Annotated in this window: 22 protein-coding genes; 20 read left to right on the top strand and 2 right to left on the bottom strand. The window is 39.5% G+C overall.

Translation table 11 applies throughout. The features are described from left to right. Positions 1 to 137 precede the first annotated feature (137 nt). Positions 138 to 2,774 (top strand): aminopeptidase N, encoded by a 2,637-nt coding sequence (pepN, locus tag J3U42_RS03225; protein ID WP_267335498.1) that lies wholly within the window; start codon positions 138 to 140, stop codon positions 2,772 to 2,774. Positions 2,775 to 3,367: 593 nt separating this feature from the next. Continuing rightward, positions 3,368 to 3,700: a rhodanese-like domain-containing protein gene (locus tag J3U42_RS03230; RefSeq protein ID WP_267328624.1), complete on the top strand. Its 333-nt coding sequence runs from the start codon at positions 3,368 to 3,370 to the stop codon at positions 3,698 to 3,700. Between the two features lie 31 nt (positions 3,701 to 3,731). On the opposite strand, the gene J3U42_RS03235 is transcribed toward J3U42_RS03230, so the two are convergent. Next, positions 3,732 to 4,580, bottom strand: a complete 849-nt coding sequence (locus J3U42_RS03235) for a MetQ/NlpA family ABC transporter substrate-binding protein (protein ID WP_267335500.1) — start codon at positions 4,578 to 4,580, stop codon at positions 3,732 to 3,734. 183 nt (positions 4,581 to 4,763) lie between these two features. Here J3U42_RS03235 and J3U42_RS03240 point away from each other — a divergent pair, with 183 nt between their 5' ends. The 16 genes from J3U42_RS03240 (at position 4,764) to citG (ending at position 20,961) form a co-directional block, all read left to right on the top strand. Then, positions 4,764 to 5,903 carry an amidohydrolase gene (locus J3U42_RS03240; protein WP_267335502.1) on the top strand — a complete coding sequence of 380 codons (1,140 nt, stop codon included), beginning with the start codon at positions 4,764 to 4,766 and terminating at the stop codon, positions 5,901 to 5,903. A 10-nt stretch (positions 5,904 to 5,913) separates the two neighbouring features. Beyond that, positions 5,914 to 6,957 (top strand): methionine ABC transporter ATP-binding protein, encoded by a 1,044-nt coding sequence (locus J3U42_RS03245; protein ID WP_220219002.1) that lies wholly within the window; start codon positions 5,914 to 5,916, stop codon positions 6,955 to 6,957. Beyond that, positions 6,958 to 7,656, top strand: coding sequence for a methionine ABC transporter permease (locus J3U42_RS03250; protein WP_267335504.1), 699 nt, complete (start codon positions 6,958 to 6,960; stop codon positions 7,654 to 7,656). It abuts the gene before it with no gap. 280 nt (positions 7,657 to 7,936) lie between these two features. Next, positions 7,937 to 8,752 carry a phospholipid ABC transporter ATP-binding protein MlaF gene (gene mlaF, locus J3U42_RS03255; RefSeq protein WP_220219000.1) on the top strand — a complete coding sequence of 272 codons (816 nt, stop codon included), beginning with the start codon at positions 7,937 to 7,939 and terminating at the stop codon, positions 8,750 to 8,752. After that, on the top strand, positions 8,752 to 9,531 hold the full coding sequence (gene mlaE, locus J3U42_RS03260) for a lipid asymmetry maintenance ABC transporter permease subunit MlaE (RefSeq protein WP_220218999.1): 780 nt from the start codon (positions 8,752 to 8,754) through the stop codon (positions 9,529 to 9,531). Before mlaF ends, mlaE begins: the two co-directional genes overlap by 1 nt. A gap of 11 nt (positions 9,532 to 9,542) precedes the next feature. Further along, positions 9,543 to 10,124 (top strand): outer membrane lipid asymmetry maintenance protein MlaD, encoded by a 582-nt coding sequence (gene mlaD, locus J3U42_RS03265; protein ID WP_267328626.1) that lies wholly within the window; start codon positions 9,543 to 9,545, stop codon positions 10,122 to 10,124. 16 nt (positions 10,125 to 10,140) lie between these two features. After that, positions 10,141 to 10,785: a phospholipid-binding protein MlaC gene (gene mlaC, locus J3U42_RS03270; RefSeq protein ID WP_220218997.1), complete on the top strand. Its 645-nt coding sequence runs from the start codon at positions 10,141 to 10,143 to the stop codon at positions 10,783 to 10,785. A gap of 6 nt (positions 10,786 to 10,791) precedes the next feature. Beyond that, the gene (locus tag J3U42_RS03275) at positions 10,792 to 11,064 is read left to right on the top strand and encodes an STAS domain-containing protein (RefSeq protein ID WP_220218996.1); all 273 of its coding nucleotides are present in this window, start codon (positions 10,792 to 10,794) and stop codon (positions 11,062 to 11,064) included. An 85-nt stretch (positions 11,065 to 11,149) separates the two neighbouring features. After that, positions 11,150 to 11,407: a BolA family protein gene (locus J3U42_RS03280; RefSeq protein WP_267328627.1), complete on the top strand. Its 258-nt coding sequence runs from the start codon at positions 11,150 to 11,152 to the stop codon at positions 11,405 to 11,407. Between the two features lie 94 nt (positions 11,408 to 11,501). Then, positions 11,502 to 13,529, top strand: a complete 2,028-nt coding sequence (prlC, locus tag J3U42_RS03285; RefSeq protein WP_267335506.1) for an oligopeptidase A — start codon at positions 11,502 to 11,504, stop codon at positions 13,527 to 13,529. Beyond that, positions 13,516 to 14,253 (top strand): class I SAM-dependent methyltransferase, encoded by a 738-nt coding sequence (locus J3U42_RS03290; protein WP_220218993.1) that lies wholly within the window; start codon positions 13,516 to 13,518, stop codon positions 14,251 to 14,253. Before prlC ends, J3U42_RS03290 begins: the two co-directional genes overlap by 14 nt. Before the next feature lie 15 nt (positions 14,254 to 14,268). Then, positions 14,269 to 14,958, top strand: a complete 690-nt coding sequence (rsuA, locus tag J3U42_RS03295) for a 16S rRNA pseudouridine(516) synthase RsuA (protein WP_220218992.1) — start codon at positions 14,269 to 14,271, stop codon at positions 14,956 to 14,958. A 129-nt stretch (positions 14,959 to 15,087) separates the two neighbouring features. Continuing rightward, the gene (locus tag J3U42_RS03300) at positions 15,088 to 16,335 is read left to right on the top strand and encodes a Bcr/CflA family multidrug efflux MFS transporter (protein WP_267335512.1); all 1,248 of its coding nucleotides are present in this window, start codon (positions 15,088 to 15,090) and stop codon (positions 16,333 to 16,335) included. Then, positions 16,332 to 16,856: a gamma carbonic anhydrase family protein gene (locus J3U42_RS03305; RefSeq protein WP_267335514.1), complete on the top strand. Its 525-nt coding sequence runs from the start codon at positions 16,332 to 16,334 to the stop codon at positions 16,854 to 16,856. The genes J3U42_RS03300 and J3U42_RS03305 overlap by 4 nt, the downstream gene beginning before the upstream one ends. Before the next feature lie 104 nt (positions 16,857 to 16,960). Continuing rightward, complete coding sequence (locus J3U42_RS12390) at positions 16,961 to 19,900, top strand: DNA translocase FtsK 4TM domain-containing protein (RefSeq protein WP_416380435.1); 2,940 nt, start codon at positions 16,961 to 16,963, stop codon at positions 19,898 to 19,900. A 164-nt stretch (positions 19,901 to 20,064) separates the two neighbouring features. Further along, a complete protein-coding gene (citG, locus tag J3U42_RS03320; RefSeq protein ID WP_267335515.1) occupies positions 20,065 to 20,961 on the top strand; it encodes a triphosphoribosyl-dephospho-CoA synthase CitG in 897 nt (298 codons plus the stop codon). Positions 20,962 to 21,034: 73 nt separating this feature from the next. On the opposite strand, the gene J3U42_RS03325 is transcribed toward citG, so the two are convergent. After that, complete coding sequence (locus J3U42_RS03325; RefSeq protein ID WP_220218987.1) at positions 21,035 to 22,192, bottom strand: MFS transporter; 1,158 nt, start codon at positions 22,190 to 22,192, stop codon at positions 21,035 to 21,037. Between the two features lie 257 nt (positions 22,193 to 22,449). Between J3U42_RS03325 and J3U42_RS03330 the strand changes: the two genes are divergently transcribed. Together J3U42_RS03330 and J3U42_RS03335 are read left to right on the top strand one after the other, a co-directional pair. Continuing rightward, a complete protein-coding gene (locus J3U42_RS03330) occupies positions 22,450 to 24,312 on the top strand; it encodes a beta-glucoside-specific PTS transporter subunit IIABC (protein WP_267335516.1) in 1,863 nt (620 codons plus the stop codon). Positions 24,313 to 24,322: 10 nt separating this feature from the next. Continuing rightward, positions 24,323 to 25,726, top strand: coding sequence for a glycoside hydrolase family 1 protein (locus tag J3U42_RS03335; protein ID WP_267335517.1), 1,404 nt, complete (start codon positions 24,323 to 24,325; stop codon positions 25,724 to 25,726). Positions 25,727 to 25,852 lie beyond the last annotated feature (126 nt).

The following is a 25,852-nucleotide window of genomic DNA, read 5'->3' on the forward strand; positions in this document are numbered from 1 at the left end:
CATTTATAAAATTGCAAAGATTATAGCAGAATAATAGTGAAGAGATAGATCAATTATCTAATAAGATTATTTTTATTAGGCTATACTAGTAAACTAAATTGAAGATTAATTGTGTTTGATTAATAAGGTTAATAATAATGAGTACAAACAAACCCCATACCCAACCAACGGCAAAATATCGTCTGGATTATAAGGCGCCGGATTTTACCATTACTGACATCGATCTTGATTTTAATCTGTCAGCCGACATTACAACAGTAACTGCTCGTAGCCGGGTTATCCAAAAAAATGCACAAGCAAAAGATTTGGTGTTAGATGGCGAAGATTTAAAATTAGTCTCTATAAATATTGATGAACAACCTTGGACAGATTATCAAATCACCGATAGTGGCATCATTATTCATCATGTTCCTTCAGATGAATTTACCTTAACAATTGTTAATGAAATTAAACCGATTGATAATACCGCACTGGAAGGATTATATGTTTCCGGCGAAGCGCTATGTACACAGTGTGAAGCCGAAGGCTTTCGCCACATCACTTATTATCTGGACCGACCAGATGTCTTAGCCCGTTTTTCAACTCGAATCACAGCCAATAAACAACAGTATCCTTATCTGCTTTCCAATGGTAATCGCATTGCTCAAGGTGAACTTGCTGACGGACGTCATTGGGTACAATGGCAAGATCCGTTTCCAAAACCAGCTTACTTATTTGCCTTAGTTGCCGGAGATTTTGATATTTTAAAAGATGAGTTTATCACTCGATCAAATCGTAAAGTCGAGCTTGAAATTTACGTTGATAAAGGTAATTTAGACCGTTCGCACTGGGCAATGACCAGCTTAAAAAATGCCATGCGCTGGGATGAAACCCGATTTGACCTAGAATACGATTTAGATATTTTCATGATTGTGGCGGTTGATTTTTTCAACATGGGCGCAATGGAAAACAAAGGACTCAATATCTTCAATTCTAAATATGTATTGGCCAAACCACAAACCGCCACTGACGATGATTATATCGGCATTGAATCGGTCATTGGTCATGAATATTTTCATAACTGGACAGGCAATCGTGTCACTTGTCGGGATTGGTTCCAACTAAGTTTAAAAGAAGGCTTAACCGTATTTAGAGATCAAGAGTTTACTGCCGATCAAGGATCAAGAGCGGTTAAGCGTATTGCCGATGTCAAATTACTGCGTACAGTACAATTTGCCGAAGATGCCAGCCCAATGTCGCACCCTATTCGTCCGGATCAAGTGATTGAAATGAACAATTTCTACACCGTCACCGTCTATGAAAAAGGGGCTGAAGTTATTCGCATGATGCACACCCTATTAGGTGAAGAGAAATTTCAAGCCGGAATGAAACTCTATTTCAAGCGTCATGACGGCAGCGCAGCGACTTGTGACGATTTTGTCGCCGCTATGCAAGATGCTTCGGGTATTGACTTAACGCAATTTAAATTATGGTACAGCCAATCGGGCACACCGCAATTAACCATAACCGATAGTTATGATGCAAACGCCAAACAGTACACCTTAACCATTGAGCAAACAACCCCAGCGACGCAAGATCAAGCACAAAAAAGCCCGCTGCATATTCCGGTTGATATCGAGTTGTATCAACATAATGGCGAAACAATTGCCCTGACACATAATCAGCAAGCGATTAATCATGTATTAAATTTAACCGAAGCCAAACAACAGTTTGTTTTTGATAATATCGAGCAAAAACCGATTATTTCACTACTCCGAGATTTTTCCGCACCGGTTAAAATGCACTATGATTATCAAGATAATGACTTAATTTTCTTGATGCAACATGCAACCAATGCATTTAGCCGTTATGATGCAGCACAAATGTTGTTAAATAAATACGTACAAACCAATGTTGAAAATTACCAACAAAATAGAGCGCTAAACCTACCTGATGCGGTCGTTGATGCTTTCAGAGCGACGCTCTTGTCTGAATCAACCGATCCGGCGTTAATTGCTCAAATCATTACACTACCTTCAGAAAACGAACTGGCAAATCTGTTTAACATCGTTGACCCAATTGCCATTTACCAAGTCCGCCAGTTTTTATTGGCTCGTTTTGGCAATGCGTTATATGACGAATTAACAGCCGTTTACCGCCATAATAAACTCGACAATTATCGAATAGAGCATAACGATATCGCTAAACGATCTTTAAAAAATGCCTGTTTAATGCTACTCGCTTATTCAAATGAGCGCGCACAAGTTAATCAGTTAGTTAGCCAACAATATTATCAGGCTAATAATATGACCGATTCAATTGCCGCACTATCGACTGCGGTCAAAGCGCAGCTTGATTGCCGACAAGAACTTTTAGCCGATTTTGACAATAAATGGCACCAAGATGGTTTGGTTATGGATAAATGGTTATCGTTAAACGCAACCAGTCCGGACCAACATGTCCTGTCAACGGTTAAAAAACTGCTTACCCATCGCTCGTTCACGCTCAGCAATCCAAACCGGATTCGTTCACTCATCGGTGCTTTTGTGAATAATAATCCGGTTGCATTCCATGCGACTGACGGTAGTGGTTATCAATTTTTAGTTGAAATTTTGACAGAACTAAATCAAAAAAATCCACAAGTTGCAGCAAGACTAATCGATCCATTAATCAGATTGAAACGTTATGACCAACAACGCCAACAACAAATGCGCAAAGCACTGGAATCATTGCTAAAACTGGACAATCTATCAAAAGATTTATTTGAGAAAATCAGCAAAGCGCTAGCGGCATAATCCCCCCTATCTCATCATGTTAATGCTTTAGCATGATGAGATCATGGCGTGTAAAACCAGATTTTTATACTTAAACATGGGTATTTTCTGAAACTTCTTGACAAGAATTAAAAGGAATTTAACCCAATAATTAAGACAAAAGCCCAACACTGACAGGGCTTTTAGCTGAATTAAAATAGAAAGATAGTATTATTGGTGCTGTCACAGAAGCTATTGTATTTTTTACTTAAACATAGGTATTTTCTGAAACTTCTTGACAAGAATTAAAATGAATTTAACCCAATAATTAAGACAAAAGCCTAACACTGACAGGGCTTTTAGCTGAATTAAAATAGAAAGATAGTATTATTGGTGCTGTCACAGGAGCTATTGTATTTTATACTTAAACATAGGTATTTTCTGAAAGTTCTTGACAAGAATTAAAATGAATTTAACCCAATAATTAGGACAAAAGCCTAATACTGACAGGGCTTTTAGCTGAATTAAAATAGAAAGATAGTATTATTGGTGCTGTCACAGAAGCTATTGTATTTTTACTTAAACATAGGTATTTTCTGAAACTTCTTGACAAGAATTATAATGAGTTTGACATAATGAATAATATAAACACCCTAACAGCTACCGAGCTTTCTGAAAAACTAAATCAGAAAACTCCGTTATTTTTACTTGATGTACGCGAGCCTAACGAAGTTGCGATCTGCGCAATTGCGGGGGCAACTCATATTCCGATGAATTTAATTCCACTTTATCTTGATCAAATCCCGGACGAAATTGATATTGTGATCTATTGTCATCATGGTGTAAGAAGCCTGAATGTTGCCAACTATTTAGCTGAGAATGGTTTTGAAACTCAACACCTTTACAATCTAAGTGGTGGGATCGATGCGTGGGCGTTAACCGTTGATCAGCTGATGCCAAGATATTAAAACGCCCGTTCGACAACGGGCTTTAACTTGACTATTCTTGTGGCATTACCCAATAACCGTTTTGATTATGGGCTTTCATATAATCTTTAAATTGTTGCGATTGATAAATACGCTTCACATCTTGAGCCCACTGGCTATTTTCATTACCGCCATTTACCACAACCATGATTTCTAAATCCGGAATAATGGTTTCTGATAATAATGCGGTTTTTGAATCAATATTGGCTGAATAGACAATACTGCCGGGTATAACCGCAAAATCGATTTCATTAAGCACCCGTGGAATATTCGCCGAATCCATTTCAATAATTTCAATACCGGCAATATTTTCCGCCACATCATTTTTACTGACAATAATCGGATTACTGTTCGGTTTCAACTTTATCCAACCGGCTTTTTCAAGCAAATTATAAGAGCGGGCGGCATTTGATGCATCTTGTGGTATAGCCACTTTAGCGCCGGCAAAAACCTGATTTAACGAAGTATATTTATTAGAAAATATCGCCGCCGGCACTGAAGGAACATGCACAACAGGTTTTAAATTCGCTTTACGCTGTGCATTAAACACATTCATATAGGCGGTGTGTTGTGCCACAGTTAGATCGATACTTCCTTCACTTAAGGCAACATCTGACTCTAACAAATGCGGAAAGTTAACCAATTTTACTTTATATCCTTCAGATTCAAGGATCGGTTTGACGGCATCTTTAAAAAGGTCATTATAAGGACCGGGTGAGACGCCCATACTGATCTCTTTTTTCGTTTGATTATCGGCTTTTCCCGATGAGTTATCACACGCACTGATTAAAAATATTGTACTAAATAAAGCGACCACGGCTGCACGCTTAATAAATGTTTGTTTGATAAATCCCGCTTTCATTTGAACAACCCTCAACAGTCTAAAAACATAAACACACTCTAACATAGAAAAAACCATTCAGTTATTCCATGTTCTTCTAACTTATAACTTTTAGGAATAAGATATAAAAAACGATTATTAGGGTGATAAATTAAGCTATGTTACTGTAAAAACTATCAATAATTAATTAGCGTTGGGTATAACATGAATTCGTCACTTGCAGATACGCTTAGAGAGCTTTTTACCACGTTGCATCAACATCCTGAATTATCCAATCAAGAGTTTGAAACAACAAAAACACTACGCGCTTATTTGGAAAAAGCACACATCCGCATCTTAGAATTAGGCGCTAAAACCGGCGTTATTGCCGAAATTGGCAGCGGCTCGCCGGTGCTTGCACTGCGGGCAGATATTGATGCGTTACCGATTAATGAGCAAACCAATTGCGCCTACCGCTCTAAAACACCCGATGTCATGCATGCCTGTGGACACGATGTGCATGCCACCATTTTAATGGGCGCAGCTTATTTATTAAAACAGCAAGAAAAACACTTAAAAGGCACTGTTCGCTTACTGTTTCAACCGGCAGAAGAGAACTTCACCGGCGCCTTGCAATTTATCGACATTGGCGCCCTAAATGGGGTAGATGCTATCTTAGGTCTGCACAATAATCCCAACTTAACGATTAATCAAATGGCATCACGAGCCGGCGCATTTTCCGCTAATGTTGATCGAATCGAAATCACCGTAACTGGCGTCGGTGCGCATGCGGCAAGGCCTGAATCGGGCGTTGACCCGATTGTCATTGGCGCACAAATTATCAGCGCAATACAGACTATTTCCAGCCGTGCGGTCAGTGGATTAGATGCGGTCATTGTCAGCATTACCAAATTTCAAGGCGGAAATACTTGGAATGTCATACCTGAAAAAGTTGAAATGGAAGGTACTGTCAGAACATTAACCCCTGAAATTCGTGCCAAAGTAAAACAACAGTTGGCGACTATTATTGAAAATATCGCCATTGCCATGGGCGGTAAAGCCGAATTAAGGTGGTTTGACGGCCCGCCTTCCATTATCAATGTGGCCGAATGGGTTGAATTTGCTCAAAAAGTTGCCAAACAAGTTGGTTATGATATTATTGATTTCAAACCACAACTTGGCGGTGAAGATTTTGCCCACTATTTACATCATTTGCCGGGTGCATTTATCAATCTTGGTTCACAAAGTTCTTATTCGCTTCATCATCCAAAATTCCAAATAAATCAAGACATGATAATGCCCGCAGCCAATTATTTATCCCAATTGGCGCAGCAAGCACTGATACAATTAGCACAGAATCGATAGGAACGAAATAATGATAAGATTTGAAAACGTCTCTAAGCAATATGAGCGCAACGGCATCACCACTCAAGCATTAAACAATATCAATTTAACTATCGATAAAGGCGATATTTACGGCATCATCGGTTATAGCGGCGCCGGTAAAAGCACCTTAGTGCGATTGATCAATTTTCTTGAAAAACCCACTCAAGGTGAAGTTATTATTGAAAACCAACTGTTAAATCAACTATCTAACAGTGAATTACGTCAAGTCAGACGAAAAATCGGCATGATCTTCCAACACTTCAATTTACTTGAATCAAAAACCGTGTATGACAACGTGGCAATTCCACTTATCTTAAATAAAAAAAATAAGCAAACAATCAAACAAAAAGTCCATGAACTGCTGGAATTTGTTGGATTAAGTGATAAAGCCAATAGCTATCCCAAAGAGCTATCCGGCGGGCAAAAACAGCGCATCGGTATTGCCAGAGCTTTAGCCAACGACCCGACTATTTTACTTTGTGATGAAGCCACTTCTGCGCTCGATCCGCAAACCACTCAAGCTATTTTAAACATCATCAAACAGATCAACGAAAAGTATAAAATAACCGTTGTTTTAATTACCCATGAAATGCATGTTATTGAACAAATTTGCAATAAAGTGGCGGTGATGGAAAAAGGCCAGATCATTGAACATGGTAATGTGCTTGATGTGTTTGGACACCCTAAACATCAAACGACCCGCAACTTTGTCAGTTCGGTCATTAACGATCAGATCCCAACTGGGGTCGTTGAAAATCTGTTAGAGATAGAAGGCAAAAAAGAGAATATCAAACTATTCAAGCTGGAATTTTTAGGGCGATCTGCTTCTGAGCCGGTCATGAACTCATTGATATTACAACAAAAAGTTGTCGTCAATATCCTGTTTGCCCATATGTCTGAAATTGAAAAAACGGTATTAGGCAGCATGTTTGTACAACTAAAAGGCAGTGAAACAAACATCGAACAATCAGTGCATTACTTACGTGAAAACGGCGTACAAGTCACTGAAATTAAACATTGGGAGATAAACTAAATGGAAATATTAACCAACATTTGTGATTACCTGAAAACTAATTTCTCAACATCAGTGACCGTCGATCAGTTTATTCAAGCCACTTACGATACCTTTTATATGGTGTTTTTTGCATTATTATTGGGATCGCTAATTGGCATATCCCTTGGCATCTGTTTAGTGACAACTCGTCCGGGTGGGCTGTTGGAAAATAGTCGGGTCTATCGCATTATTAATCCAATCATTAATCTGGTACGCTCACTGCCTTTTATTATTCTATTAGTCGCCATTGTTCCGTTAACGAAATTGATTGTCGGTAGCTCAATTGGTACAACGGCGGCCATTGTGCCTTTAACATGCTACGTGGCGCCTTATATTTCAAGGCTGGTTGAAAATTCACTGCTCGAAGTTAACAGTGGCATTATTGAAGCGGCGCAATCTATGGGCGCAACACCGGTACAAGTTATTTGGTATTTTATTTTACCCGAAGCGTTCAGCTCCTTAATTTTAACCCTAACAACTGCCACAATTGGTTTAATTGGTGCCACCGCCATGGCGGGCGCTATCGGTGCCGGTGGTATTGGCGATTTGGCGGTATCATATGGTTATCAACGCTTTGATACCACCGTGACCTATATTTGCGTGGTCATTTTAGTTATCGTCATTCAAATTGTCCAAAGTTTAGGAAACTATTTAGCACGTAAAGCTCGCCACGAATAACCTAAATCCTAGCGTACATTATTCACATAACAGGGAAAAGCCAGCTAAAAGCACTTTTCCCTAATAAAATAATGGGAAAATAAAGGATAGTAATGAACACTATTTCCAGCCAATAGTGATAAAGCATGGAACTGCTGATAAAATAAGCTAACTTACCAAAAAATATCGACAAATTGGCTAAAATGTCAGTTAAATCAACTATATGTTTAATAGATTTCATTATTCTAAAATATCAAGTAAAATAACTTCAAATTTAATCATGGTAGTGTAGGAAATCATAGTGACAAACACATTACAGCAAAATATAGTCGAAATTCACGATATGTCCTTTTATCGGGGAACAAGACCTATTTATAAAAATATGAGCCTGAATGTGCCAAAAGGCAAAGTGACTGCCATTATGGGTCCATCCGGAATTGGTAAAACAACACTACTCAGGCTTATTGGTGGTCAGCTTAAACCACAATCCGGTCAAATCTTATTTGACGGTGAAGATATTCCCAGTATGTCACGTTCAAGATTATATGAAGTGCGTAAACGCATGAGTATGTTATTTCAATCGGGCGCATTATTTACCGATCTCAATGTCTTTGATAATGTGGCTTACCCATTGCGTGAACATCTCAACTTGCCCGAACCGGTATTGCATAATTTAGTTCTGATGAAATTACAAGCGGTCGGACTACGAGGCGCGGCGCATATGATGCCTTCGGAATTATCCGGCGGTATGGCTCGGCGTGCAGCGCTAGCCAGAGCAATTGCGCTTGACCCAGACTTAATCATGTTCGACGAACCTTTTGCCGGTCAAGACCCTATCTCAATGGGCGTGATTGTCAAACTCATCGCCGAAATCAACCAATCACTAGGCTTAACCTGCATTGTGGTAAGCCATGATGTTAAAGAAGTACTAAGTATAGCTGATTATGCCTATATTATTGCAGAACAACATATCATTGCCGGTGGAACATCACAGCAACTTCGAGACAACCCGGATCTACGTGTGAAACAGTTTCTTGAAGGCTTAGCTGACGGCCCGGTGCCATTCCATTATCCAGCAGATGATTACAAATTAGACCTAAGCAGAGGTGCAAAATAATGTTGAATTTAATTGCGAAACTGGGGCAATCAGTCATTAATACTATCGCAATGCTGGGTCGTTCAGGTGTGATGCTATTTGGTGCGCTCATTGGTCGTCCACAATTTAAAAAGCAATTTCCACTGCTGATCAAACAATTCTATTTTGTCGGCGTACAATCACTGACAATTATTATTGTATCGGGTCTGTTTATCGGCATGGTATTGGCGTTACAAGGTTATTTTATTCTTACCACATTTGGTGCCGAAGCCAGCCTCGGGATGATGGTAGCCCTTGCGCTACTTCGTGAGTTAGGACCTGTGGTTGCCGGATTACTGTTTGCCGGGCGAGCCGGTTCAGCGTTAACCGCTGAAATTGGCTTAATGAAAGCCACAGAACAGTTATCAAGTATGGAAATGATGGCAATTGACCCCCTAAGACGGATTATTGCACCACGTTTTTGGGCTGGATTTTTTAGCATGCCTTTTTTAACCGCTATATTTGTCACCGTCGGAATACTGGGCGGCGTGCTTGTGGGCGTTGAATGGAAAGGTATTGATTCTGGATTTTTTTGGTCATCGATTCAAAACAACGTTGATTGGTGGCATGATTTAGGTAACTGTTTTGTTAAAAGCTTTGCATTTGCAATTGCCAGTACTTGGATTGCACTTTTTAATGGTTATGACTGTGTACCAACATCAGAAGGAATTAGTCGGGCAACAACCAATACTGTTGTCTATTCATCATTAGTTATTTTGGGGTTAGATTTTATTCTAACCGCATTAATGTTTAGTCATTGAGGTCATTAAACATGAGTCGTAAAGTTGAAATTACAGTTGGATTATTTATGCTACTGGTCATTGCATCAGTATTATTTTTATGCTTTAGAGTCACTGACCCGACATCATTTGTCAGTCATAACTCTTATCGTGTCTATGCGATATTTGATAATATTGGCGGATTAAAAGTCAAATCACCGATAAAAATTGGTGGCGTGGTGATTGGGCGAGTAAGTAACATTACCTTACAATCAACCGATGCTGAACAATATAAACCTTATGTCACAATGGATATTGATACATCATATGACAAAATCCCTAGTTCAAGCTCACTTTCAATAAAAACATCCGGTCTTTTAGGTGAGCAATACATCGATATCAATTTAAGTTTTGATAATCAAACCGTATTTGATATCGATTCCTATTCTGCAAATAATTCTACACCGGTTAACCCGAGTAAAGACAAACAACCCCCTTATTTCGAAGAAGGTTTTGTAATACATAACACAATACCGGCTATGGTCATCGAGGATTTAATCGGAAAATTCCTTTACTCAGTTGGTTCATCTGACAAAAATAAAACCGAAAATACAGAAAATACAGAAAACAAATAACAAGTAAGGAGTTCACATGTTAACCAAATTTAAGCAAGCCATTGTATTAGTCTTCGCTTTATTATTTAGTAGCCTAGTACTGGCTGAAAACAATCCGTATCAAGATATGCAAGTAGCCGCTGATAAAATCTTCGGCACAATGAAAGCACAAGCGGCAACCTTAAAAGCCAATCCGGATAAATTAAAAGATATTGTACGAACAGATTTATTACCTTATGTCCAAGTAAGATATGCTGGTGCACTGATTTTAGGTAACTACTACAAATCAGCAACCGACGCTCAACGTACAGCTTATTTTGATGCATTTGAAGGCTACTTAGTGCAAGCTTTTGCCCAAGCATTAACCCTATACAATGGTCAACAGTATGAAGTTGAATCCGCAAAAGATTTAACCGGTAAAAACTTGATATCAATTCGTGTATTACTTATTCAACCGGATAAGAGCCAACAACCGATTCGTATCGATTTCCAATGGCGCAAAAACACCGTTACCGGTCAATGGCAAGCTTATGATTTGATTGCTGAAGGGGTCAGTATGATTACCACTAAGCAAAACGAATGGTCTACCACTTTACGTCAGGAAGGTATCGATGCGTTAACAAAACAGTTAATCGACCTATCCAATCGTAAAATCGATCCTAACGCCAAACCAAAAGGTTAGTTGAACATGTCGCAAATTCAAGTAGAAAAGCAACAAACAGTATTACATTTAATTGGTGAGCTTGATGCTCACTCATTAAATGATTTGTGGTCAAAGCCAGATTCGCTCTTTATTGGTACTGACAGTATCGACGTAGCACAACTTAGTCGGGTTGACTCTTCGGGACTTGCGACACTCGTCTACTTTTGCATTAAGTATGGAACGAAACTAATCGGCATAAACCCTCAGCTACAAACCTTAATTGCGCTGTATGATTTGCAGCCGGTTATTGCCGATTAAATTAGGTTTTTACTTAAACGTATACAATTTCTGAAAGATCTTGACAGCACGTCACTATAATCATTAACAACAATGAGTTTTAATAATGGATAAACAACAAATCATTGATAAATTAAACAGTTCACTTAATCTTGATGATCTTCATGTCATGACAACTGACGGAAGTCATTTTCAGGTTATTGCTGTTGCCGACTTTTTTGGGCAATTAAGCAGGGTAAAAAAACAACAAGCAATTTATGCGCCATTAGCTGAGTTTATTAACGATAATCGTATTCATGCATTATCAATTAAAACTTATACACCCACTGAATGGCAACGTGAAAGAAAACTAATGGGCTTATAAGTTATTCGATGATTAGAATAGACTTCAATAGCCCTTTTTTGCCATTAAATTACGTTCTATCTATAGACGAAATCAATGCATAAGGTATCGCAACATGACAAACCCATTACTAACAGATGCACCTCTTCCACTATTTTCACAGATTAAGCCTGAACACGTATTACCAGCCATAAAACAGACTTTAGATAATTGTCGCAATACCATTGAGACAGTACTTAAACAAAATAGTGAATATACATGGGACAATTTAATTCAACCGATTGATGAAATGGACGAAAAATTTGGCCGGGCATGGTCTCCTGTTAGTCATCTCAATTCAGTGAAAAACAGCCCTGAGCTACGTCAAGCTTATGAAGCTTGCTTACCACTGCTTTCACAATACAGTACCTGGGTTGGTCAACACAAACCGCTTTACCAAGCCTATAAACAGCTCAAACAAAGTGAGCACTACAACACCCTTTCTAAAGCACAAAAAAAAGTGATCGACAATGCCTTGCGTGATTTTGATCTATCGGGAATCGGATTACCGGATGATAAGCAAAAACGCTATGGTGAAATTGTTGCGAAACTTTCCGAACTTTCATCACAATATAGTAATAATGTGCTTGATGCCACTATGGGTTGGTCAAAATTAATTACCGATATTAACCAGCTAGCGGGCTTACCGGAAAGTGCGCTTAGTGCAGCTAAGCAGCAAGCGACAGCGAAAGGACAAGAAGGCTGGTTATTAACCCTTGATATGCCTAGTTACATACCTGTCATGACCTATTGTGATAATCGAGATTTACGTTTTGAATTTTATCAAGCCTATAATACTCGTGCTTCTGATCAAGGTCCAAATGCCGGCAAATGGGATAACACCCAAATCATCAAACAGATTTTAGCATTACGTGATGAATTGGCTAAATTACTCGGTTTTGACACTTATGCCGATAAATCCTTAGCCACCAAAATGGCAGAATCAACCTCGCAAGTTATAGCATTTTTAACCGATCTTGCTAATAAAGCCAAACCGCAAGGCGAAAGAGAGCTGGCCGATTTAAAACGTTACGCTTATGAATTTTTTGGCGCAAGTGATATTCAACCATGGGATATTGCATATTACAGCGAAAAGCAAAAACAGTATTTATACTCGATCGATGACGAACAATTGCGCCCCTATTTTCCGGAGCAACGTGTCATTAACGGCTTATTTGAAGTTGTTCATCGCATCTTCGGTATTACTGCCAAAGAGCGTCATGGCGTTGAAGTGTGGGATCCGCAAGTCAAATTCTACGATCTTTATGATGCCAACGGTGAATTGAAAGGTAGCTTTTACTTAGATTTATATGCTCGTGAGCATAAACGTGGCGGCGCTTGGATGGATGATTGTATTGGTCGGATGCGTTTTGCGGACGGTCATGTACAAAAACCGGTTGCTTATTTAACCTGTAATTTTAATCGCCCGGTCGGTGATAAACCGGCACTCTTTACCCATAATGAAGTAACAACCTTATTCCATGAGTTTGGTCACGGTCTTCACCATATGCTAACCGAAATTGATGTATCATCGGTGGCCGGTATTAATGGTGTGCCATGGGATGCGGTAGAATTGCCGAGTCAATTTTTAGAAAACTGGTGCTGGCAACCGCAAGCATTGGCATTTATCTCCGGTCATTATCAAACCGGTGAACCGTTACCAACGCAAATGCTTGAAAAAATGTTAGATGCCAAAAATTATCAAGCGGCACTGTTTATTTTACGTCAGTTAGAGTTCGGGCTATTTGACTTTAAATTACACTCACAGAAAGATGCCGACATACTTGACACATTGGCACAAGTTAGACAACAAGTGGCGGTTGTGCCAACAGTTGACTGGGGACGATTTCCGCATGCATTTAGTCACATTTTTGCCGGCGGTTATGCAGCAGGTTATTACAGTTACTTATGGGCTGAAGTGCTATCTGCCGATGCTTTTTCACGCTTCGAAGAAGAAGGCATCTTTAATACCAAAACCGGTAATGCTTTCCTTGATCACATCTTGTCACAAGGTGGCAGTGACGAGCCGATGACACTGTTTAAAAACTTCCGTGGACGTGAGCCACAGCTAGAGGCACTACTACATCATTATGGTATCTCCTAGTTCGAATTTAGCTCAGCTAATCCAATTAGCTGAGCAGTGGTTATCTCACCATACCGATCTGCCATTCGCACTGACGTATCAAAATCAGCAACTTGCGTTAAAAAAAACTGACGAGCCAAAACTCAGTGCCATTACGGTTGATTTTGTGTCAGGCGCAATGGCGCATCGTCGTCAATTTGGTGGAGGTCGGGGCGAAGCAATTGCCAAAGCGGTGGGGGTTAAAGGCAGTTATCTTCCGAAAGTGATTGATGCAACAGCCGGGCTTGGTCGTGATGCATTTGTATTAGCTTCAATCGGCTGTCATGTGACAATGTTTGAAAGGCATCCGGTCGTTGCCGCCCTGTTGGCTGACGGTTTAAAGCGTGCCTATCAAGACCCAACTATCGGTCAGTGGCTGGCACAGCATTTACAGCTTATCTATCACTCGAGTATCGACGGCCTTGATTGTTATACCGATAAGCCCGATGTCGTTTATCTTGATCCGATGTTTCCGCATCGGCAAAAAAGTGCGCTGGTCAAAAAAGAGATGCGCGTTTTTCAGCAATTAGTGGGCAGCGATAGTGATGCTGATAGTTTACTTGAACCGGCAAGGCGACTGGCTCAAAAACGGGTTGTAGTAAAAAGACCGGACTATGCGCCCTTTTTAGCTAATGAAAAACCTACCGCTGAGATTAAAACCAAAAACCACCGGTTTGATATATATACCCCTGTTAGTGCATTATAGGAATGATAAAAAATTATGCGATTAGATAAATTTCTCGCTCACCATTTAGGCATTAGCCGTACCATTGTTGGTAAAGAATTAAAAGCCAAAAAAGTCACCGTTGACGGTGAAATTATTAAATCCGGTGCCTATCAGCTTACTCCACAGCAACAAGTTGAGTATGACGGCTATATCATTACCCCGGTTACTGAAAATCGTTATTTTATGCTCAATAAGCCTCAAGGCTATGTCTGCTCAACTGATGATCCGGATCATCCAACCATACTCTATTTTATTGATGAACCCATGCCGGAAAAACTGCATGCAGCGGGTCGATTAGATCTTGATACAACCGGACTTGTACTGTTAACCGATGATGGTAAGTGGTCACACCGTATCACCTCGCCTAAACACCATTGCCAAAAAGTGTATGAAGTTACCGTCGAACAGCCGCTAAGCCCTGATCTGATTGAACTATTTGCAAAGGGTATTAAGTTAAAAAGTGAGAAGTCACTAACTAAACCGGCGCAGTTAACGATTATTGATGATTATCATGCCGAATTGACGATTAGCGAAGGCCGCTATCATCAAGTAAAACGGATGTTTGCGGCAGTAAATAATCATGTGATTGCATTGCATCGCAAGCAAATTGGCAATATCATTCTTGATATACCCGAAGGCGAATATCGCTTACTAACACAAGATGAAATCAATTCATTTAGTTAATATCGAATCATATTATTAATCAAATAAAAACCTATTAATAAAATTGTTATGCGAAACCAATAAGCGCTTACGATTAATTAATAGTATTTAAATAATGTTGTAAATTAAAATCCATAAAGGAAAAAGTACGTGCAAAATACTGATCAACCCGTAGCAATTAAGATTTCGAAAAGCGCACTCATTTTTATTCTTGGATTACTGTCTATGTTAATGCCGCTTTCGATAGATATGTACTTACCCAGTATGCCAACTATCGCCCAGCGGTTTAATGTCGCTGATGCAACGGTGCAGTTAACGATTAGTTGCTATTTATTAGGCTTCTCAGTCGGGCAGCTATTATTTGGTCCACTGACCGACAGTTATGGCCGCCGTAAGGTGTTAATTGCCGGATTAACTATCTTCTTTGTGGCGGCATTTTGCTGCGCGATAGCCGCAACGATTCATCAGTTAATTACGGCTCGCTTCTTCCATGGTATTGCGGCTGCGGCAATTGCTATTGTAGTAAATGCCTTAATGAAAGATATCTTTCGTGATCGTGATGAATTTTCCAAAATGATGTCATTTGTGATGTTAATCTCCAATGTTGCCCCACTACTCGCCCCGATTATTGGCGGTTTTATTTTGTATTGGTTCAATTGGCAGGCTAACTTTTATAGCTTAAGTTTTATCGCCCTTGTGTCAATCATTTTAGTATTCACAACCATTCCCGAAACACTACCTAAAGTTAAACGCAGTAAATTTAGCTTAAGGCGTATATTGAGTAACTTCATTACCCTATTCCGTCACAGGCAAGTATTTACTTATATGATGATTGGTGCATTTTCTGGCGCCGGCCTGTTTTCATTTTTAAGTTTAGGGCCTTTTGTGTATATGAACTTACATGGCGTTGCACCAATCAATTTTGGTTACTATTTTGCGCTCAATATTTTAGTTATGGTATTTATGAATACCCTCAATAGCCGTTTAGTAAAACGTGTAGGCGCCATTAAGATGATGCAGTTAGGGTTATTAATCCAATTTATTATGGCAATTGGACTGGCAATCATAACCTTATGTAATTTAGGCTTTGTCTGTTTAGTGATTTGTGTTGCCGGTTATATTGGCTGCATGTCAACCATTGGTGGCAATAGCATGGCGGTTATCTTAGACCTTTACTCACATATCGCAGGAACCGCCTCATCACTGGCGGGCACGCTTCGTTTTGCGGTTGCTGGCGCAATCGGCGTCATCCTTTCGAGCTTAGTTTCAACGCATAATAGTGTTGCGGTGAATGATAATATGAGTGAATGGCTCATGGTTGGCTCAATGGTGATATGTAACTTTTTAGCAGTTGGTTTATACTTGACGGTGAAAAACATCAAAAGGAAAGAATCATGATCTATCAACTCGATAATTTACGCCCTAACATTGCCTCCGACTGTTTTATCGCAAAATCGGCCGATATTATCGGTAATGTCGAAATAGCATCCGGCGTATCGATTTGGTTTAATGCTGTTTTGCGTGGCGATATCGCCGCAATTTATATTGGTAAAAATAGCAATGTTCAAGATAATACAACGATTCATATTGAAACAGATATTGCTTGTGTTGTCGGTGAAAATGTCACTATTGGGCATAATGTGATTTTGCATAGCTGCACTATCGAAGATAATGCCTTAATTGGTATGGGCAGCACCATTTTAAACAATGCTAAAATTGCTAAAAATTGTCTGGTTGGAGCAGGCTCACTTGTTACCCACAGTCTACCTTATGAAGAAGGTTGTCTTATCATGGGCTCGCCGGCTAAAATTATCCGCAAATTGACCGATGCCGAAATTCAAGCCAATATTGAAAATGCCAACAGATACGTCGAAAATGGCAAACGGTTTAAACAAACTTTAGTTGCGATGACCAATTAGCCCAATAATAAATTCGTTTTTATGTTTTATTCCCTCTCTCAGAGGGCACAATATATGGTAAAATGCCAATAATTTTAACTGAAAATCGCTATTTAGGTACGTGTTTGAAAAAGTCAAAAATTACGAGAAGGCAGATTATAGCGCAACTGATTCTATTAACGATAATAGGGTTATCCGTTTGCTTATTTTTATCGCTGTTTACTTACAATCCCTCTGATCCGGGCTGGTCTCGCACCGCTTGGCATACACCGATAAGCAATTTTGGCGGTTATCTCGGTGCTTATGTTTCCGATGTGTTATTCCAATTTTTGGGCTTTGTGGCTTTTAGCATACCCGTTATTTTTATTTTCTTTTGTCTGCAATTAATGCACTATTTTTATCGGCATGCCAATGATCCGATTAACTATTTTAGTGTCTCATTTCGAATTATTGGTATTTTAGCGTTTATTTTCAGTTCCACTGGTTTTTTTGCCTTAAATATTCAAGATGCCGAACAATTTGAAGCCGGCGGTTATTTAGGTTCAATCGTTATTGAAAGTCTGTTACCGGTGATGAGCAACCTTGTCACCTCACTGGTTTTACTGGCAACCAGCTTTGCCTGCGTCACATTATTAACCGGGCTTTCATGGTTGTATCTAATAGAAAAATTAGGTGCACTGGTTATGCTGTTGTTATCACCAATTAGATGGTTATTTTCATTACGTAAAACAAGACACGTTGCTGACGATGAAAATGATGCGCCAGAAAACCCACAATCAGCTGAACAAGAGCAGGATCCTCAGTTTACTATTCCGTTTGATCATGATGCAGTCAATATCCAACAAACTGCCCCTCTTAATATCAAGGTTGATGATCAGCAAGCTGAGGCTGCAATTAAGATTGATAAACAACCTCAAACCGAAGCAACCTTATCGCCTAAAACGGAAGATGACAAACTTAAACAAACAACAATTGAGTTAGTCAAGGCGCTGCAAGAGCTTAATGCCAGATCGCTAGCTGCTGCTGAAGATAGTTCAAATAAAACGCAAAACCAACTAGAATCTGATGATATATTAACTCGCATTGAATCGATTTTACAAAATATGAAAGAACGTGATTCTGATTCAGTAAAATCGTTAGTTGAACAAATTCAACTAAACAAATCAGCAACGGTAGACCCTTTTGAGCACGACAAATACACTATTTCTGATGCGCCAAGTAAACCTTTGTTTATCATGAATGATAATCAACCGTCCATCACATTACAGCATGATAGTGAGATTGACGAAGAGAATGAACAGAGTGCATTTGATCCTATCGTCGAACTCTCAGCCGACGAGCCTGAGCCACTATTCATCACGCCTCAAATCATGACGGATGTTGAGCTACCTGAGCGGATACCAGCCACCGATGTGGATATAGATTTACTGAAAAAAGAAAATCCGGTTATTGAAGATATCTATCCAGTCGAAACCACCGATGAAAAAGTTCAGACGTTTGAGCCGATAGCGGACGATGAGCAAGATAGCTTGATTCATCCTTTACTCAGGCGGGATGATACGCCACGGGCAAAACCAACCACACCATTGCCGTCTTTGAATTTATTGACCGCACCGCCAACGACTCGAATTGAAGTTGACCATGCTGCCTTAAATGCCATGGCTGAATTAATTGAAAAAAGCTTAGCTGACTATCGTGTTAAAGCCAAAGTGGTCGATTATATGCCGGGTCCGGTCATCACTCGTTTTGAAATCGAACTGGCGCCGGGGATTAAAGCTGCCCGAATTTCAACGTTGGATCGTGATCTGGCTCGCTCTTTATCAATGCCGTCGGTGCGTGTGGTTGAAGTGATTCCCGGCAAACCTTATGTCGGTATCGAACTACCGAATAAAAACCGTCAAACCGTCTATTTTAGGGAAGTGCTTGATAGCCCACAATTTAAAAATGCCCAATCACCACTAACTGTTGTGCTGGGTAAAGATATCGCCGGACAATCGGTAGTGGCGGATTTGGCAAAAATGCCACATCTGTTAGTGGCAGGTACCACCGGATCCGGTAAATCAGTCGGCGTTAATGCGATGATTTTAAGTATTTTATATAAATCACAGCCGGAAGATGTTCGCTTTATCATGATTGACCCTAAAATGCTTGAGCTGTCTATTTATGAAGGTATCCCACACTTACTCACTCAAGTGGTTACCGATATGAAAGATGCGGCCAATGCGCTAAATTGGTGTGTCAATGAAATGGAAAGACGTTATCGCTTAATGTCATTTTTAGGGGTACGTAACATTGCCGGTTACAACGAAAAAATCAAACTGGCTGAAGAAATGGGTCGACCAATCCCCGATCCATTATGGAAACCAACCGACAGCATGGATCTGAACATGCCGACATTGGAAAAATTACCGTATATCGTTGTTATGGTTGATGAGTTTGCTGACTTAATTATGGCGGTAGGTAAAAAAGTCGAAGAGTTAATCGCAAGACTAGCGCAAAAAGCACGGGCGGCAGGTATTCACCTTGTCTTAGCCACTCAGCGACCGTCGGTCGATGTCATTACCGGTTTGATTAAAGCTAACATTCCAACTCGCATTGCTTTTACCGTTTCGAGTAAAATTGACTCACGCACGATTTTAGATCAAATGGGCGCCGAATCCTTGCTTGGTATGGGGGATATGCTTTATTTGGCACCAAATAGCTCTATACCAATTCGTGTTCATGGTGCGTTTGTCCGTGATGAAGAAGTTCATGCCGTTGTACAAGATTGGAAAGCACGTGGCACACCAAAATATATTGAAAACGTGACTGTTTCAACCGATGACAGTGAAAGTGGCAGCTTAGACGGTATTGATGAAGAGCTCGATCCATTATTTGATCAGGTTGTGGCTTTCGTTGTTGAAACACGTCGGGCTTCAATCTCTAGCGTTCAACGAAAATTTAGAATCGGCTATAATCGAGCGGCTCGCATAGTTGAGCAAATGGAGCTGGAAGGCATTATTAGTCCACCTAGTCATAATGGTAATCGTGAAGTTTTAGCAACCCAATCACAACACGATTTTTAAAGTGATAACGCCAGCTTATAAGTATCTAATAAGCTGGCAAGCTCGAAGGTAATAACCCGCAAATATATTAACTGGGGTAACCAAACTTTGCTGTTAACTTAAATTAATTGAAAATCGTTAATTTTGCACAGCAAGGCATTAAAACCCGCAAGGTAACACAGACAATGAGTGATTACTCACAGCAAGTGGCTTTATTGGAAGCCAAAATAATTGATAATAAAAATTTAAGCCCGGCGACACAGCTTGCGATTAAGGCGTTAATTAAAGAAATTTGCCTGTCACCTAAACCCGGTCTGGTGGATATGAACAATAATGGCGCACATCGGGATATGGATTTTCAAACCTTCATTTTCAGTATTCAAGCCATTACACATTGGTTTGAACAGTTTTACCAATACGGAAAAAACACCGCTAATAGGCCAGTTAACCAATTTTTATCGGGCATTAGACCGATTGGATTACAATGTGAAAAAGCGATGTTTGACGCAACGCATCAAGTCAATACCCACAAAGGAGGCATCTTCGCTTTTGGTTTATTACTCGGTGCTATTGGTCGAATTGAACAGCAAGGCTTGCCACTTAATGCACAAAGTATCTGTGAGCAAGTCGCCACTATCTGTCAAGGTATCGTCAATAACGAACTTAAACAAAACAACCCGACACATTCCGTCGGTGAAAAGCTGTTTAAACGCCACAATTTAGCCGGTGCCCGCGGAGAAGCTGAATCAGGTTATGCCACAGTTCGACAAGTATCACTGCCAATATATCAACAGATGATAAACCGCGGTTACGATGAAGAGACAAGCTTATTACAAGCTTTATTATATTTACTGGCTTTTAACCAAGACACCAATCTTGTCTCACGTGGCGGGCTTGAAGGATTAAGCTATGTTCAACAACACGCTAAAACTTTGATTGATCAAGGTGGAATGGTTGATCATCATGGGCGAGAAAACCTATATAAACTCGATCTTGAGCTAATAAAACGCAATTTAAGCCCTGGCGGTTCAGCCGATTTGATTGCTATTACGTGGTTATTATCTCAATACCCAAATACTTAAATCATCGTAAAATATCCGTAGATAGAATAAGAGCATAATTGGTTGATTGCAGTTTAGCCGCTTTTGCCACTCCCTATTTTGCTGGTTGTCTTTTAACGTAAAAACAGTACAAAACAGCGCCCAACACAGCGCTTATGGCTAAAATAAAATAAGCTAAAGTCATTGAATATTGCAAGCTGACATAACCAACAATCACCGGAAATAGCGTCATCCCTAAGGCATAAATTGCTTGAAATAAGCCCATTGCCGCCGAGCGAACATCTGCCGGAATATCGCTCATCGCTTCAAAAGTTAACAATGAGAACAAAATACCTGTTGCCATACCGGGAATGATCTGGAGCAGTAAAATTAAATAACTCGATGCCACAATAGGAACTAAAGCGCAATACAGCGCCAAAAGCAGAAAAGCGAGCATAATCCAAACCGATACACTTAATCGATCGATCCACTTACTGGCGCCGAGTTTGGCAAATAAGACCGAAGATAACATATAAATAATGGCAGACAGACCAATCATTGCAGAGTTTGCGCCCAGTTCACTCAATATCTGATTAGTAAAAGACATGGTAGTAGACATTTGTATACCCTGCTGAATAAGCGCCAATAACGAAAAAAAGAGTAACTTAGAATTAAAAAAGACTTTAAATAAATGGTGATATTGAAAATGATGATGTATTTTTTCAGGGTATTTAAGTTGGGTTGCTAATATAAAAGCAATTAAACCGCTTAAACAACTGAGTAAACAGATAAATTTCATGCCGCAAAAATCAAAAAATAGCATACCGGTTAAAAAGGCCAAGAAGATCCCTAAATTGTTTACCATAATAATCAAACTGGTGGCATACCCCCTTTTGGATTTGGGATAGAATCCTAAAAACAGCACCATAAATGAAATCCACATAGCACTGGCAAAGCCAGAAATAATATTACCGATTAAAAATCCCATGCCATTGGGCTGTATTATGCGAATAACTGAGGCAAAACCGGCTAAGAAACATCCCACGATAATAAACGCTTTATGCTTCTCTTTAACATTAGCGATTAAGCCCACCGGAAGGCGTAACACTAATTGTGAAATGCCGTAAGCACTGATCACGATACCAATAAATTGAGTCGACAAGCTTATCGCAGCCAGATAAGGCGTTTGATAAGGAATATAGATATATTGGGCATACCAGAAGAAAAACACAATTGTTAAGAGTAAATAGGACTTTTTTTTGGCAGATCTCATTTGTAGACAATTTCATGGCAACTAGTTGTATAAAAATATATCTAAATTAGCTATTTAGCAACTACCAATTCGACCTTGTCTAAATTTTTAAACTATGCTAGCGTGGAGTCAGTTAGTCAAACGATAAAAGTTAATTTTTACTAAAAAACATCAATAATTTCAGACATCATACGATAACTGATATTACTTGTTACCAACATTTAGTCTATTTTGTCTTTTATTAGTGTTTAACCATTCTTTTAGCAATGGAGAAAATAATGGATTATCAAAAAATTGCGCTACAAATATTAAAGCTCGTGGGTGGCGAACAAAACGTCGTTAGTGTGACCCACTGTTTTACGCGTTTACGCTTTGTATTAAATGATAATAACAAGGCAGATCGTGAAAAGTTGCTGCAAACCGAAGGGGTGATATCGGTGGTTGAAAGCAGTGGGCAATATCAGATTGTGCTAGGCAACAAAGTCACACACATTTATGATGCGCTCACACCGTTAATCGACAAATCAACAAAACATCATCAACCTGCCCCTAAAGTCTCAATTGGGGTAAAGATACTCAATGCATTTGCTGCCATTTTTACGCCAATTATTCCCGCTATTGCGGCATCGGGCATGTTGAAAGGCATTTTAGCCGTTGCTGTAATGATTGGTCAATACTACTATCAAACCGATATTAAAACCTATAGCACCTATACCATTTTACATGCGGCATCGGATGCTGTTTTTTATTTCATGCCGATAATATTAGGCTATACCGCCGCTAAAGTGTTTAAAGCGCACGAATTTATCTCCATGATTATAGGGGCAACACTATGTTACCCTTCAATCGTGAGCTTAATGGCAAGCAAAAATGAGGTGACTTTATTTGCTATCGAACTAACTAAAGCCAGTTATACTTCGAGCGTAATTCCAATTATTTTAGCGGTGTTTATTTTAAGTTATGTGCAAAGATTCTTAGAATATATCATCCCGGAAGTCTTAAAAATAATTATGGTTCCAACATTTTCTTTGTTGATCATGATACCTGCAACATTGCTAATTTTTGGACCTATTGGAATCTATATCGGCGAATTTATTAACTGGATCTATTACTACATTATGGGAGTGAGCCCTATTTTATTAGGTGCCTTTATTGGCGGTATTTGGTGTATCTTAGTTATTTTTGGTGCGCATCGTGCAATTGTACCAATTGGCATCAATGATGTTGCGCAAACTGGCCGGCAAAACCTATTAGCCTTCGCCGGTGCGGCTAACTTTTCGCAAGCTGGCGCAGCCTTAGGGGTATTTTTTAAAACGAAGAATAAAAACCTAAAGACTGTTGCCGCATCCGCTACCATTACAGCCCTGTTTGGCATTACTGAGCCGGCGATTTATGGCGCTAATTTAAGACTGAAAAAACCGATGATCTGCGCTGTCATTTGCGGTGCTATTGCTGGCGGATTTATGGGCTGGGGTGGCTCTTACGGTACCGCTTTTGCCAATCAAGGCGTATTAACTATTCCGGTCTATGCTGAAGCGGGCAGTAAAGCATTTTTATGCTACTTAATCGGCATTGCTTTTGCTTTTTTTGGTTCTTGCCTAATGACAATGATGATTGGTTTTAACGATATTCCAAACGATGAAGATTCAATAAAAACAGCGCCTAATACTAAAAATAACTTAACAACCGATGATGCCATTGCTGCGCCAATCGAAGGGCGGGTTGTGCCATTAAACGAGGTCAAAGATGAAGTGTTTGCCTCCGGCTCAATGGGATTAGGGGTTGCAATATACCCACAAACAGGCGAAGTTATCGCACCGGCTGATTGTACTGTGACGGTGCTTTATCCTACTTTACATGCGATTGGGTTAAAACTCGATAATGGGGTTGAACTTTTAATTCATATCGGTATTGATACGGTTAATCTACAAGGCGAATATTTCACAGCGCATGTTAAAGCGGGTGAGCATATTACTAAAGGCAGTAAAATCGTGTCGTTTGATATTCATCGCATTGAACAGAAAAATTATGATTTAACAACATCGATTATTATCGTTGATTCACAACAATATAAAAGCGTTGAAACTACGCAACAAAGTGAAGTGAGTTATCAAGACAATTTATTATTTATTCAAGTTTAGAGGTTAACATATGAAAACGTTTGCTAAGGATTTTTGGTGGGGGGCATCGTCTTCGGCATTTCAAATTGAAGGTGGCTGGGATGCTGACGGTAAAGGAATGACTGTTGCAGATTATAATTCCTTCCAACGTTCAGCTATACAAGCCGATAGCAAAGTCGCCAGTGATTTTTATCATCATGTAGAAAGTGACATCGCTTTATTTAAACAATTAGGACTCAAAACCTATCGCTTTTCAATCTCATGGGCAAGAATCATTCCGGACGGTGACGGGCAAATTAATCAAGCTGGTATCGATTTTTATGATCGAGTGATCAACGAGCTTTTAAAAAATGATATCTTACCCTTTATTACACTTTATCATTTTGACTTGCCTTTTGCTTTAGTCGAAAAATATAATGGTTGGCAAGATCGCCGCTGTGTTGATGCGTTTAGACGTTATGCGCAAATCTGTTATCAAGCGTTTGGCGATCGGGTCAAACATTGGCAGATTAATAATGAACAAAATTTAATGATTCGGGTTAACGAAAGAATGAATATGTATCACATTGCGCCTCAAGATGCTGAAAAAGTCAGAGCGCAAATGGATTATCATATGTTCGTTGCTCATGCTATGGCAACCAATGATTGCCATGATTTGATCCCGGGCAGTAAAGTAGGACCGGCTGTTTCCTCAACGATGACTTATCCGGCCAGTAATAAACCTAAAGATGTTTGGGCAGCGAAAATGAATGACAATTTCAAAACCAATTATGCCCTTGAAATGTACTGTTTTGGTGATTATCCCGGTTATTATAAAAACTATCTTAACCGCTGTGGTATCTATCCTATCACGCAAGCGGAAGATGCCGAAATTTTAAAACAGGCAAAACCCGATTTTATTGCGGTTAACTATTATCGTACGTTAGTTGCCAGCTATTTACCGGAAGATGAAGCGCATCCATTTGGTACTAAAGAGAACGATATCGATTTTAACCTTTATGGCTGTTTTAAAATCGAGAAAAATCCAAATTTAACGGCATCAACTTATGGCGCACAAATCGACCCTATGGGATTACGTTTAGTGCTTAATGAATATTATCGACAATACCGTTTACCCATGATTATTACAGAAAATGGTTTAGGTACACCCGATGTATTAACCGCTGATAATAAAGTCCACGACGATTATCGGATCGATTATATCAAAGCCCACATTTTAGCCTGCCATGATGCCATTGAAGACGGCGTTGAATTGTTTGGCTATTGCCCATGGTCAGTGATCGACTTATTAAGCTCTCATCAAGGCTTTAAAAAGCGGTATGGCTTTGTTTATGTTGATCGAGATGACCATGATTTAAAAACCCTTAATCGTATCAAAAAAGATAGTTTTTATTGGTATCAAAAAGTGATTAAGGACAATGGCATTATCGACTAGTTATTAACTAAAGAGCAATTTTATTGTCAGATGACGCTTTAAAAGCGTCATCTTTATCAAACGAAAATCTTTCAGATTAAAATCGGCTATCTTTCCCTAGCCTAACTCAACAAATTGTTATCGAAA

Origin of the sequence: Gilliamella sp. B2923, from assembly GCF_026536565.1 — a bacterium.
Classification (GTDB): Bacteria; Pseudomonadota; Gammaproteobacteria; order Enterobacterales; family Orbaceae; genus Gilliamella.